The 12,391-nt window shown below is 73.9% G+C and carries 12 protein-coding genes and 1 other RNA gene; 5 read left to right on the forward strand and 8 right to left on the reverse strand.

Features of this window, described 5'->3' with window-relative positions:
• Positions 1–757: 757 nt before the first annotated feature.
• Positions 758–1,165 carry a site-specific integrase gene (locus CYQ11_RS29040; RefSeq protein WP_181143618.1) on the forward strand — a complete coding sequence of 136 codons (408 nt, stop codon included), beginning with the start codon at positions 758–760 and terminating at the stop codon, positions 1,163–1,165.
• 3 nt (positions 1,166–1,168) lie between these two features.
• On the opposite strand, the gene rnpB is transcribed toward CYQ11_RS29040, so the two are convergent.
• Both rnpB and CYQ11_RS08715 read right to left on the reverse strand, forming a co-directional pair.
• Positions 1,169–1,576, reverse strand: an RNA gene (gene rnpB / locus CYQ11_RS08710) — RNase P RNA component class A.
• A 29-nt stretch (positions 1,577–1,605) separates the two neighbouring features.
• The gene (locus CYQ11_RS08715) at positions 1,606–3,072 is read right to left on the reverse strand and encodes an RNB domain-containing ribonuclease (protein ID WP_099200898.1); all 1,467 of its coding nucleotides are present in this window, start codon (positions 3,070–3,072) and stop codon (positions 1,606–1,608) included.
• A gap of 91 nt (positions 3,073–3,163) precedes the next feature.
• Here CYQ11_RS08715 and yaaA point away from each other — a divergent pair, with 91 nt between their 5' ends.
• Together yaaA and CYQ11_RS30235 are read left to right on the forward strand one after the other, a co-directional pair.
• Positions 3,164–3,961, forward strand: a complete 798-nt coding sequence (gene yaaA / locus CYQ11_RS08720) for a peroxide stress protein YaaA (RefSeq protein ID WP_099200738.1) — start codon at positions 3,164–3,166, stop codon at positions 3,959–3,961.
• Positions 3,962–4,099: 138 nt separating this feature from the next.
• Positions 4,100–4,408, forward strand: a complete 309-nt coding sequence (locus CYQ11_RS30235) for a hypothetical protein (RefSeq protein ID WP_240003524.1) — start codon at positions 4,100–4,102, stop codon at positions 4,406–4,408.
• 70 nt (positions 4,409–4,478) lie between these two features.
• Here the strand turns inward: CYQ11_RS30235 and CYQ11_RS08730 are convergent, their stop codons facing one another.
• From CYQ11_RS08730 to CYQ11_RS08745, 4 genes are all read right to left on the reverse strand, one after another.
• On the reverse strand, positions 4,479–5,666 hold the full coding sequence (locus CYQ11_RS08730) for a bifunctional RNase H/acid phosphatase (protein ID WP_099200737.1): 1,188 nt from the start codon (positions 5,664–5,666) through the stop codon (positions 4,479–4,481).
• A gap of 6 nt (positions 5,667–5,672) precedes the next feature.
• Positions 5,673–6,416: a zinc ribbon domain-containing protein gene (locus CYQ11_RS08735; RefSeq protein ID WP_181143837.1), complete on the reverse strand. Its 744-nt coding sequence runs from the start codon at positions 6,414–6,416 to the stop codon at positions 5,673–5,675.
• Positions 6,417–6,430: 14 nt separating this feature from the next.
• Positions 6,431–7,270, reverse strand: a complete 840-nt coding sequence (locus tag CYQ11_RS08740; RefSeq protein WP_099200736.1) for a Nif3-like dinuclear metal center hexameric protein — start codon at positions 7,268–7,270, stop codon at positions 6,431–6,433.
• A gap of 106 nt (positions 7,271–7,376) precedes the next feature.
• The gene (locus CYQ11_RS08745) at positions 7,377–8,408 is read right to left on the reverse strand and encodes an ABC transporter substrate-binding protein (RefSeq protein ID WP_099200735.1); all 1,032 of its coding nucleotides are present in this window, start codon (positions 8,406–8,408) and stop codon (positions 7,377–7,379) included.
• Between the two features lie 229 nt (positions 8,409–8,637).
• Between CYQ11_RS08745 and CYQ11_RS08750 the strand changes: the two genes are divergently transcribed.
• Together CYQ11_RS08750 and CYQ11_RS29475 are read left to right on the forward strand one after the other, a co-directional pair.
• A complete protein-coding gene (locus CYQ11_RS08750; protein WP_398779565.1) occupies positions 8,638–9,831 on the forward strand; it encodes a hypothetical protein in 1,194 nt (397 codons plus the stop codon).
• A gap of 253 nt (positions 9,832–10,084) precedes the next feature.
• Positions 10,085–10,243: a hypothetical protein gene (locus tag CYQ11_RS29475; protein ID WP_181143619.1), complete on the forward strand. Its 159-nt coding sequence runs from the start codon at positions 10,085–10,087 to the stop codon at positions 10,241–10,243.
• 78 nt (positions 10,244–10,321) lie between these two features.
• Here the strand turns inward: CYQ11_RS29475 and CYQ11_RS08755 are convergent, their stop codons facing one another.
• Together CYQ11_RS08755 and CYQ11_RS08760 are read right to left on the reverse strand one after the other, a co-directional pair.
• On the reverse strand, positions 10,322–11,290 hold the full coding sequence (locus CYQ11_RS08755) for a 3-oxoacyl-ACP reductase (RefSeq protein ID WP_099200734.1): 969 nt from the start codon (positions 11,288–11,290) through the stop codon (positions 10,322–10,324).
• Entirely contained in the window at positions 11,275–12,351 is a 1,077-nt protein-coding gene (locus tag CYQ11_RS08760; protein WP_099200733.1) for a Zn-dependent alcohol dehydrogenase, read from the reverse strand. The genes CYQ11_RS08755 and CYQ11_RS08760 overlap by 16 nt, the downstream gene beginning before the upstream one ends.
• Positions 12,352–12,391: the final 40 nt, after the last annotated feature.

The following is a 12,391-nucleotide window of genomic DNA, read 5'->3' on the forward strand; positions in this document are numbered from 1 at the left end:
GCGTGGACAAGCTCACGGCCTGGCTGAACGGCTGCGACTACGTGGGCGGGGCCGAGGCGCCGGACGGTGCGGCGGCGTGACCGCGGACATGGGCCGAGTGATCGGCGGACTGCATGTTCGCGTGAACAAGCCATCTTGACGCGAAGGACGCCTCGCTCCCTTGACCTGGCACAACCGCTCGGGAAGCGTCGCAACGCAAGAACCCGCAACCGACTTGAAACGGGAGGGCGCCATGGCCCCTAGAGTTCGTCGGAATCGCCCCGGAGACCACCGGAGGCGGCTCGCCGACCGTGTGGGTCGAGGAAGAGACGGCTGACCTCATCCTCCAGGGCGAGGAGGCCGGGTCGTCTGGCTCGGCTTCACTCCGCTTCGCGACCCCACCATGCGGTTCATCGTCTCCGTCCCCGCCGACAAGGCGACGCCGGGCATGCTGCCTGCCGTGTAACAGCGGACGCGCAGTTCTGTTGAAAAGGTTGAGGGGCCGTCGCACAACACGACGGCCCCTCAACCAATCGCCTCGTCGGTTCGATAATGCCCCGGGCCAATTCCGGCCCGGGGGATGAGTCGACGGGCCGAGGCGCCCCGTGGACTCGGCGCAAGCTCCCAGATTCGCGATGAGTCACACCCTGGCCATCATGCCGCCGCTTCTACGCGCCGTCCCGAGCGGTCGCGACGGGGGCGGATGGGCGCCAGGCGCGGGTCCAAGGCAGGATTCGAGGGCGATCCTTGTTGTCGGCTGCATTGGAAGCCCGCCCTCGTGAAGGCCGGCGTCATCCCGGCTCCGGAGGTGGAGGTCATCCCCCGGCCGGGGAAACGCCCGCTGGTGCACGTGGTGTGGGCCATGCTTCGCGAAGAGGGTTTCCATGTCCTTCGTCACACCTTCGCCTCAGTCGTGCTGGCCGCCGGTGAGACGATCGTTCAGCTCGCGGCCTGGCTCGGACACAGCGACCCGGCATTCACGCTGCGGACCTACGTGCACTTCATGCCGAAATCCGGAGCCCGGGGAATGGCGGCGCTCGGCGCGCTCCTCGCATTCGCCGTCCGCGTGGCCGTGGAGGTGCAGCAGGAGGGGAATGCGAGTGTCTCGATCGAAACTCCCCAGATACTCCCCACGGGGCAAAATGAAGCCCCTCAGCTCTGCGTTTCCGCAGGTCAGAGGGGTTAGGGGCGGACGAGTCGGCCTGTACGCCGGGTTCTGTCTCCCGAGGTCCTCGCGGTCCTCGGGGAGGCGGCCATCCATCTAGGCCTGCCGTTGCCGACAGGCTCGTGCGGTCTACCCGCGGACTCGGGCGGGCAGCCCTCGATCGTCCGCGCAGGGCCGCCGCCGTGAAGCGGCTGCCCCTCTTGACCTTGCTCCGGGTGGGGTTTACCTAGCCGTCCGAGTCACCTCGGACGCTGGTGGTCTCTTACACCACCGTTTCACCCTTACCGGGACCTCACGGTCCCGGCGGTCTGTTTTCTGTGGCACTGTCCCGCGGGTCACCCCGGGTGGGCGTTACCCACCACCCTGCCGTGTGGAGCCCGGACGTTCCTCGGGGGATCCGTGAGGATCCCACGCGGCCGCCCGGCCGGCTCGTCCGCCGTGACGACCATGCTACCGGCCGCTCAGGCCGGGGCGAACCAGACCTTCTCCCGTCCGGGGTTCGCCTCGATCACCCTGACCCTCATCCGCCGGCCCAGCGGCAGGGGCGGGCCGTCGCCGTCGCCCTCGACGTGGCCGATCACGGCGGGGTCGTAGAGGTGGACCCGGCCCGCCGTGGGGCGGGACTCGACCACGTCCACCACGTAGCCGTCGAAGACCTCGCCGATCCGGTCGCGCAGCAGCGCCGCCTCGACCAGGTCCACGCACTCCCGCTCGGCCTCGCCCGCCCGGCGCCCGCCCCGTTCCATCTCGGCCGGCAGGGCGTCCAGCGCCGCCCGCACCCACTCCGGGGCGGCCGTCCCCGCGACCGCGGCCAGGCACAGTTCGCTGGTGTAGCGGTCGACCAGGCGGCGCAGCGGGGCGGTGCAGTGGGCGTAGGGGGCCGCCAGCGCGGCGTGGACCGGGGCGGCCGGGGGCGGGAGCTCGGACGGGCGGTCGCGGTCGAAGGCCGCGTAGCCCGCGCCCCGCAGCAGGGCCGTGCACTCCTGCAGGAAGGCCGCGTGCTGGGGGTGCCGGGGGTCGAGGGCCCGGACGACCACGGCGTACGGCATCGCCTCCGGCCACGTCACGCCGAGGGCCCGCGCCACCCTCCGCAGCCTCGCGACCGCGCTCTCCGGCGCGGCGGGCAGGGTGCGCAGGACGCCCGTCCCGGCGGTGAGCATGAGCTGGGCCGCGGCCGTCCCCGTCATGAGGGAGATCTGCGCGTTCCAGCCCTCCGCCGGCAGCGGGGCCCGGTACTCCAGCGCGTAGCGGCCGTCCGCCCGCCGGACGACCTCCTGCTCGGGCACGTTGAGGGAGACGCCGCCGCGGGTCCGTTCCAGCCCCTCCCGAAGCCGGCCCACCTCCCGCAGCAGGCTGAGCGGCTCCTCCGCCGTCCCGGAGTCGAGGGCCCGCTGGACGCCGGCGTAGTCCAGCCTGGCCCGGCTGCGGACGACCGCGCGGCGGACGTCCGTGCGCTCGACGTTCCCGTCCGCGTCCAGGTCCAGGCGCCAGAGCACGGCGGGCCGGTCGTGGTCCGGCAGCAGGCTCGCGGCCCCCTCGCCGAGGACCGGCGGGTGCAGGGGCACCCGCAGGTCGGGGTAGTAGAGGGTCACCACCCGTTCGTGCGCCTCCCGGTCCAGCGCTCCCCCGGGTGCGACGAAGGCCCCCACGTCGGCGATGGCGTAGTAGACGCGGAAGCCGCCGGCGTCCCGGCGCGCCAGGTACATCGCCTGGTCCAGGTCCGTGGAGCCCGGCGGGTCGATCGTGAAGAGCGGCACGTCCGTCGCGTCGTACGCGGGCATGCGCGGCCGGCGCGCGGCCCGCTCCGCCTCCTCCAGCACCGCCGGGGGGAACCCCCCGGGCACGTGCGTGCGCGCGCGCAGCTCGCGCAGGGCGGTCGCCAGCGGGGCGCGCTCCGCGTCCGTCACACGCATCGGGCGGCGGGGCATGGCACCGAGCCTAGGGGCGGTGCGGGCGTGGGGCACGGCGAACATGTCCTAGGGTGCAGAGGTCCCCCGAAGGCCGTGAAGGAGATCGACCGTGCTCGTGCTGTTGCCGCCGTCCGAGGGGAAGGCCACGGGTGGCACCGGGCCCGCGCTGGAGATCGCCGGCCTGGCGCTGCCGGCGCTCGGCCGGGCGCGGGAGAGCGTCCTGGACGAGCTGGTCGAGCTGTGCTCGGGCGACGAGGAGAAGGCCGCCGAGGTGCTGGGCCTGAGCCCGGGGCTGCGCGGCGAGGTCGCCAAGAACGCCGGGCTGCGCACGGCCGGCACCCGCCCCGCCGGGGAGATCTACACGGGCGTGCTCTACGACGCCCTGGGCCTGGCCACGCTCGCCGGGCCCGCGCGCCGCGCCGCCGGCCGCTCGCTGCTGGTCTTCTCCGGGCTGTGGGGCGCCGTGCGCGTCGACGACGCCATCCCCTCCTACCGCTGCTCGATGGGCGTGAAGCTGCCGGGGCTGGGCGCCCTCGCCGCGCACTGGCGCGCTCCGATGGCCGAGGCCCTGCCCGAGGCCGCCGGGGACGGTCTGGTGCTGGACCTGCGCTCGGCGGCGTACGCCTCGGCCTGGAAGCCGAAGGGCAGCCTCGCCGAGCGGACCGCCACGGTGCGGGTGCTGCAGTCCAAGGTGGTGGACGGGGTCGAGAAACGGTCCGTCGTCAGCCACTTCAACAAGGCCACCAAGGGCCGGCTCGTGCGCGAGCTGCTGACCACCGGGTCCGCGCCCGCCACCCCGGCCGAACTGGCCGACGCCCTGCGGGACCTCGGCTACACGGTGGAGGGCGCCGCCCCGGCCGGGGCCGGCCGGCCGTGGGCCCTCGACGTGGTGGTGACGGAGGTCTAGCCCAGGGTTCCACCAGGGCGACACCGCGAGCAGCACGTTGACTACATCTGAACCCAACTGACCGCCAGGCGATAGCCTGTTGCCGCCATGAACGATTTCGTTGACGAAGCACGCTCGCGAGTCGCACATCTGCTCCGGATGGCCAACACCACCGACGACCACATCAGGGCACAGATCATCGAGTACGCCCACTCGACCCCGGAGCCGCCGGTCATAAGCAGGGGCGCGGGGATCGTGACGACCGGGTGCGCGCGCTGTCAGCGGACCGCCTGGCGGCAGCACGACTCCGAGGGGCCGTTGTGGGTGTGCGGCACGTGCGGGCACGTGGAGCCCATCACGATGCGCTGTCCGCAGTGCGAGGTCGACATGACGCCGCCGCGCATCGGCGCTCCGGACCGGTGGGAGTGCCCCGGCTGCGACCGGGTCGGCTCCACCCTCGCCCTCTAGCGCCCCCGGACGACCACGACCGAGGCCCCCGTCGCGGACGCGACGGGGCCTCGGCGCGTTCCCGCGGGGCCTACCGCAGGTGCGACGTGTCGTTCAGCAGTCTCAGCGACGCGTTCCCGTCCGCGTAGTACGCCACCGCCGACAGCGACGCCGCCGACAGCTCCATGCGGAACAGCGACTCGGGCGGCGCGCCCAGCGCCAGCCGCACCAGCGTCTTGACGGGCGTGACGTGCGTGACGAGCAGGACCGTGCGGCTGGCGTAGCGCGCCAGGAGCCTGTCGCGCGTCAGGGACACCCGGCGGGCGACGGCCGCGAAGCTCTCGCCGCCGCCGGTGGGGGCGGCCTTCGACGAGGCGAGCCAGGCGTCGAGGTCCTCGGGGTGGCGCTCGCGCACCTCGGCGAAGGTCAGGCCCTCCCAGGCGCCGAAGTCCGCCTCGCGCAGGCCCTCCTCGACGCGCACGTCCAGGCCCAGCCGGGCGGCGACGGCGCCGGCGGTCTCCCGGCAGCGGAGCAGGGGCGAGGTGACCACGGCCTGGATGGTGCCGCGGGCGGCCAGCGCGGCCGCGGCCGCCTCGGCCTGGCGGCGGCCGGCGGGCGACAGTCCGGGGTCGCTGCCGCCGCTGCCGGAGAAGCGCTTCTGCGGCGTCAGGGCGGTCTCGCCGTGCCGCAGCAGGACGAACGTGGTGGGTGCGCCGAGGTCGGCGGGCGCGGCCCAGCCGACCGGCGAGGCCTTCGGCTCGGCGAGCGGCTCGGCGGCGGGCACCTGGAGGGCGGCCGCGACACCGGACGGGGCGGAGGCCGCTGCCGCGAGGCCGGCCGAGGAGCGTCCCGGCTCCCACTGCCGGCCCGCCTTGCCCGCGTCCATCGCCTCGTTGGCCAGCCGGTCCGCGTGCTTGTTCTTCTCGCGCGGGATCCACTCGTACGCGACGCGGCCGGCGGGGAAGACCCGCTGTGCCTCGGCGGCCAGCGGCTTCATGTCCGGGTGCTTGATCTTCCAGCGTCCGGACATCTGCTCGACGACGAGCTTGGAGTCCATCCGGACCGCGATCTCCGCGTCCGGGTCGAGGGCCTTCGCGGCCTTCAGCCCGGCGATCAGGCCCTTGTACTCGGCGACGTTGTTGGTCGCGGTGCCGATGTACTCGGCCGCCTCGGCCAGGGCCTCACCGGTCGCCGCGTCGAGCACCACCGCGCCGTAGCCGGCGGGTCCCGGGTTGCCCCGGGAGCCGCCGTCGGCCTCGACGACGAAGCGGTTCGCCATCGTCGGCTACAGGCCGGACTCGGGCGTACGGACCAGGATGCGGCGGCAGTTCTCGCACCGCACCACGGTGTCGGGGGCGGCGGACCGCACCTCGTTGAGCTCGGTGATGTTCAGCTCCAGCTGGCAGCCCTCGCAGCGGCGCTGGTAGAGGCGGGCCGCGCCGACGCCGCCGGACTGGGCGCGCAGCTTGTCGTACAGCTTCAGCAGGTCCGCCGGGATGGAACCGGCGACGATCTCGCGTTCCTTGGTGACCGTCGCGGCCTCGGTGTCGAGGACCTCGGTGGCGGCGTCGCGGCGGGCCACGGCGTCGTTGACCTTGCCCTGCACGGACTCGACGCGGCTCGTCAGCTCCTTCACCCGCTCCTGGGCGGTCTCGCGGCGCTCCATGACCTCGAGGACGACGTCCTCCAGGTCGCCCTGGCGCTTGGCGAGCGAGGCGACCTCGCGCTGGAGGTTCTCCAGGTCCTTGGGGGACATGCCGGCGCCGGAGTCGAGACGCTGCTGGTCGCGGGCGGCGCGCTGGCGGACCTGGTCGACGTCCTGCTCGGCCTTGGCCTGCTCGCGGGCGCAGTCGCTCTCCTCGGTCTGCGCGGCGACGAGGAGGTCGCGGTGCTGGGTGAGGTCGCCTTCGAGGGTGACGATCTCGGCGTGCTCGGGCAGGCTCTTGCGCTTGTGCGCGAGCTGGGTGAGGCGGACGTCGAGGGCCTGGAGATCGAGAAGGCGGATCTGGTCGGCGGGCGCGGCGTTTATTTGGGGGCTCCTGGTTAGTGGTTGTGGCCGGACGACGCCGCGTGGGCGGTCCAGGGGTCGGTGACCGTACGCGAGACGTGGGTGCGCAGGCCCCAGCCGTGGCGGTCGGAGATCTCGTCGAGCTGGGCCGCGGCCTGCTCGGTCCAGGGCCACTCGGTGGCCCAGTGCGCGGCGTCGACCAGCGCGAGCGGGCTGTGCTGCTGCGCCTCGGACGCGGGGTGGTGGCGCAGGTCGGCGGTGACGTAGGCGTCGGCGCCGGACTCGCGGACCTGGTCGAAGAGGGAGTCGCCGGAGCCGCCGCAGACGGCGACCGTGCGGATGGTGCGGGCCGGGTCGCCGGCGACGCGGATGCCCTGCGCGGTGGCGGGCAGGCGTCCCGCGGCCCGCTCGGCGAAGTCGGCCAGGCTCATGGGCGGGTCGAGCTCGCAGAGGCGGCCGAGGCCGCGACGGCCGTGCGGGTCGGTGGGGTCCGGCACGAGGGGGCCGGTGACGCGCAGGTCGAGGGCGCCGGCGAGGGCGTCGGAGACGCCCGGGTCGGCGCTGTCGGCGTTGGTGTGCGCGACGTGCAGGGCGATGTCGTTCTTGATCAGGGTGTGGACGACCCGGCCCTTGAAGGTGTGGGCGGCGACGGTCGTCGTGCCCCGCAGGTAGAGCGGGTGGTGGGCGACGACCAGGTCGGCGCCGAGCCGCACGGCCTCGTCGACGACCTCCTGGACGGGGTCGACGGCGAACAGGACCGTGCCGACGGGGGCGTCGGGGTCGCCGCAGACGGTGCCGACGGCGTCCCACTGCTCGGCCCGCTCCGGGGGCCAGAGAGCTTCGAGGGCGGCGATGACTTCAGACAGTGCGGGCACGGAGGAAAGGCTACCTGTCCCCCGTGCCGCTCTTCACTGCGCCGACCTCACACGGCTCACTTCGGACGGCTCGTGGCGCGCGGTCCGCGCGTGTCATGCCGGCGCGTCACTTCACGAGGAAGCCGCGCAGGTCGTCCAGGACGCTGTTGGCGGCGGTGACACCCAGGCCCAGGTACCAGGTCTCGTCCTGGACGGGCTTGGCCCGGCCCTCGCGTACCGCCGTGAGGTTCTTCCACAGCGGATTGCCCTCGGCCGCGTCCTGCTTCGTCCTGCCCGGGTCGCCGTAGACGCCGGTGAAGATCCAGTCGGCGTCGGCCTGGTCGATCCTCTCCGGGCCGACCTCGACGGCGAGGGTGTCGGCCCGCTGGTTCTCCGGGCGCGGCAGTCCGGCGTCGGCGAGGACGGTGCCGATGAAGGACTGCCGGGCGTACAGGCGGGTGACCTGCGGCAGGTAGCGCACCATGCTGATGGTCGGCTTCTTCTCGCCGACGTCCTGGCCGAGCTTGCGGGCCTTGGCCTCGTAGTCGGCGAGCTGCTTCTCGGCGTCGGCCCTCTTGTCGAGGGCGGCGGCGTTGAGGAGGTAGTTCTCCTTCCACGTGAAGCCGGGGCGGACCGAGAAGACGGTGGGGGCGATCTTCGACAGGTCCTTGTAGTTCTTCTCCGCTCGCAGCTTGCTGCCGAGGATCAGGTCGGGCTTGAGCGCGTTGATCGCCTCAAGGTTGAGGTTGTTGATGGTGCCGACGCTCTTGGGCTCGCCGGCGTCCTTCTTCAGGTAGGCGGGGATCTCCTGGCTGCCCTCGCTGGGGGCCCAGCCGACCGGCTTGATGCCGAGGGAGACGACGTTGTCCAGCTCGCCGACGTCGAGGACGACGACGCGCTCGGGGCGCTTCTTGATCTCCGTCGTGCCGAGGGCGTGGGTGATGGTGCGCGGGAACTGGCCGGGCGCGGCGTCGGTGCCCATCTTCGCGGTCTCCTCGGCGGCCTTGCCGAAGTCCTTGCCGCCCTGGGCGACCGACTTCGAGCCGGCCCCGCCGTCCTTGCCCGCCCCGTCGCCCCCGGAGGAGCCGCAGGCGGCGAGCGAGAGCGCGGCGGCGACGGACAGGGCTGCGGCGGCGGTGCCGCGACGGCGCGAAGACATGGGTGGTGCTCCAAGGGGACGGCCGGCGCCGGGTCGAGGGGGCCGGGACGGCCATATGACGGCTACTTAGGATCGCCTTACCTTACCCATCTGAAACACCCGCAGCACACCCACCCCCCGCCCCTCCGGTAAATCGGACATCTACCACCCTTACGCGTGAAGTGACCGGGGTCGGAGGGTTGAGCCGGAGGCGCCATAACTACGTTCAGTGCCGGAGGTGACGTTTCTCATGACGGTCTGTGCTCCCCAAGGCACCCAGAGCACCCCTCAGAGCACGCCCCGAAGTGCTCCGCCGCTGGACATGAGACGCACGGCATTCACGGTCACCGTGGACGGTTCGTACGCCGCGTGGCTGGCTCTCGGCCGCGGCACGGACGGCTGGTTTCCGGAACGCTGGACCCTCGACGGCCCCGAGCCCTACGCCGTGTCGCTGCCCGGCAGCCAGCCCGAGGAGCCCGACAGCGAGGTGCTGCCGCTCAGCGACGGCCGGGTGCTCATCCGGCGCCGGGTGGCCGAGCGGTACGCGCTCTCGCTGCTCTACCCCACCGGGCCCGGCACCGGCGAGCTGCCGCTGGGCACGATCGAGTGCCCCTACCTGTCCCTGCTGCCACCCGCCCCCGACGGCTCGTCCGCCTACGCCCTCGTGCACGGCGAGCGGTCGACCACCCTCTGGCGGGTGCACGGCGGCGCCGGCGGCCCCGAACTGCTCGCCACCGTCCAGGGGCGCTGCGAGGGGGGCGCCTGGCTGGACCGCTCGGGCCGGCTGCTCGCCCTGGACCGGGAGCTGGAGGGGCTGACCAAGACCGTCGTGGTCGACCTCGGACGCGGCGGCGAGACCAGCCCGCTGCTCCAGATCACCGACAAGAGCAACGACCGGCTGCTGCTCGCCGAGCCGGACAGCGGCCTGCTGCTGGTGAGGTCCGACGCGCCCGGCGTCGACCGGCTCGGCTGGGGCGTGCTGGGGTCGTCGCGCCCGGTGCGCTTCCCGGAGTGCCTGCTGCTGCCGGACGCCTCGCTCACGCCGTTCGCCGCCCAGCCGGGACAGGGGCTGAGCCCCGAGGAGTGCTCGGTGGCCTTCCGGGTCGACCGCGGCGCGGCGGACAGCTGGGTCGGGGTGTGGCGGCCGGCCACCAAGCGGCTGCGGCAGTTCCCCGGTCCCACGGGCTGGCTGCCGGGGGCGGGGCTGTGGACGGCCTGCGGGGAGCTGCGGCTGCCGTTCGTCACGGCCGGGGTGCCCTGCGGGCTGGCGCGGCTGCGGATGCCCGGCGAGGCCGGGGCCCCGGAGCCGGGCGGGGAGACCGAGCGTGCCGTGCCCGTGGTGGAGGGGACCGCGGGCACGGCGACGGCGGGGGCGGAACCGGACGGCTCCGCCCCCGCCCGGCCCGTGCCGCTCCAGCAGGCGCCCTGTGCCCGTACGCCGTAGTTGTGGCGTTTCCCGGTGCTTTCTTGCCGTGGACACGCCGCTGCCGCGGGTGGCTCGGTGATCAAGGTCCCGTTAGAATCGGGCGGGGGTCGCGCAGCTGTACCAGCGGGCACCGAGGCAGCCCAACGGCCGTGCACGACCAGTGCGTTGATGTCGGGCGAGGTCGTCGGGCGGGGTCTGTGACGCCGGGTGCCGCTGTCGTGGGCCCCGACGCGCACAGCACGCACCCAGATCCGACGGAGTGACTTTCCCCATGTCCGATGCCCGAAACGACACGACCGAGGCGCGCACCCTCAAGGCGCCCGCCCAGGCCGCAGCCGGCGGCACCGGCAGGCACCGCGGTCCGGCCTCGCCGGACGAGAACCGCGCTCCCGCCTTCGGCAAACACCGCCGCCCCGGCGAGACGAACTAGTCCCGGCAGCACTTCCCGCCCGGGTGGGCCCCCGCGTACGGGCCCACCCGGGCGGCACCGTTCTCCGGGGCCGCGGCGTCAGCCGTGCCGCAGTGCCAGCACCTCCGGCGCCGCGAAGCCCTCCCGCTCCGGCCGCCCCGCGTAATACGGCGTCAGGAGACTGTCGAGCTCCTCGACGGTGAAGGCGTCCCCCTCCGTGTCGAAGCGCGCGGCCACCTTCGGCCGCTCCATGACCGCGACCATGCCGCCGTGCACCACGAACAGCTGCCCGGTGATCCCGGCGGCGGCGGGCGAGGCGAGATAGGCCACGAGCGGGGCGACGTGCCCCGTGGCCAGGGGGTCCGGGCGCCCCGGCGCCGGCGGCCCGACGCCGTCGAAGACGTCCTCCGTCATCCGCGTCCGCGCCCGGGGGCAGATCGCGTTCGCCGTGACCCCGTACTTGCGCAGCGCCTCGGCTGTGGAGGTGGTCAGTCCGACGATGCCGCCCTTGGCCGCCGCGTAGTTGGGCTGCCCGGCCGAGCCGGCGAGGAACGCCTCCGAGGAGGTGTTGACGATGCGTCCGCCGACCGGTGCGCCGCCGGCCGCCTTGGCGCGCTCCCGCCAGTGCGCGGCCGCGAACCGGGTGGTGTTGAAGTGGCCCTTCAGATGGACGCGGACGACGGCGTCCCACTCCTCCTCGCTCATCGAGAAGACCATCCGGTCGCGCAGGATGCCGGCGTTGTTGACCAGGACGTCGAGGGCTCCGTAGGTCTCGACGGCCAGGTCCACGAGCGCGCGGGCCTCCTCGAAGTCGGCGACGTCGCCGGCGTGCGCCGTGGCCCGCCCGCCGGCCGCCCGGATCTCGGCCGCGACCGCCTCCGCCGGGCCGGCGGACGCCTCGCCGGAGCCGTCGCGGGCGGGCTGTCCGTAGTCGTTGACGACGACGGCGGCGCCCAGGCGGGCCAGTTCCAGGGCCTCGGCGCGGCCGAGCCCGCGCCCGGCACCGGTGACGACGGCGGTCCTGCCCGCCAGCGGGGCGCTCCGGCCGCCCGTCACATCGTCACCCATGTGCGCAGCGCCTCGCCCGTGCGCATCTGGTCGAGGGCGTCGTTGATGCGGGCCAGCGGCACCCGGTGGGTGATCAGGCCCTCCAGGTCGACGCGGCCGGCCCGCCACAGGGCGATGGCGCGTTCGTACGAGCGGAGCACGTCTCCCCCGCCGTAGAGCGAGGGCAGGATCCTCTTCTCGTCGAAGAACAGCTCGAACATGCTGACGTGGAAGTGGTCGTCCAGGGCGCCCGCCCCCACGACGCACAGCGTGCCGCCGCGCCGGGTGGCCTCGTAGGCGGTGCGGGCGGTGGCGGACCTGCCGACGACCTCGAAGACGTAGTCGAAGCCCTCGCCGCCGGTGATGCGGGCCTTGGCGTCGGCCAGGCCCTCGGGGGCGACGGCCTCGGTCGCCCCGAAGCCCAGGGCCGCCTCGCGGCGGGAGCCGACGGGGTCGACGGCGAGGATCTGGGCGGCGCCGGCGATCCGTGCGCCCTGGACGGTGGAGAGGCCGACGCCCCCGCAGCCGAGGACGGCGACCGACGAACCGGGGGTCACCCCGGCGGTGTTGAGGGCCGCGCCGAGGCCGGTGGTGACGCCGCAGCCGAGGAGGGCGGCGATCTCGTAGGGCACGTCGTCGGGGACGGGCACGGCGCAGCCGGCCGCGACGACGGTCTCCTCGGCGAAGGTGCCGGTGCCGGCGAAGCCGAAGACGTCGCCGGCCGGGCGCCTGAAGTTGGGGGTGCCGGAGTTGGCGAAGCCGGCGAGGCAGAGGTGGGTCTGCCCGCGCTTGCAGGACGGGCAGCCGCCGCAGGCGGGCAGCCAGCACACGAGGACGCGGTCGCCGGGCCCCAGGCCCGTGACGCCGTCGCCGACGTCGACGACGTCGCCCGCGCCCTCGTGGCCGGGGACGAAGGGCGCGGGCTGCGGCAGCACGCCGGACATCGCGGAGAGGTCCGAGTGGCACAGCCCGGCGGCCCGGACGCGGATCCTGACCTTGCCGGGGCCGAGGGCGACGGGTTCGACGTCGTCGAGGACGTCGAGCCTGTCCTGTCCTGTCTCGTGCAGTACGGCGGCGCGCATGCGGGGCTCCCTTCGTACGGAACGTGACGGCGGCGAGCCG

The organism is Streptomyces cinnamoneus (genome assembly GCF_002939475.1).
GTDB classification, from domain to species: domain Bacteria; phylum Actinomycetota; class Actinomycetes; order Streptomycetales; family Streptomycetaceae; genus Streptomyces; species Streptomyces cinnamoneus_A.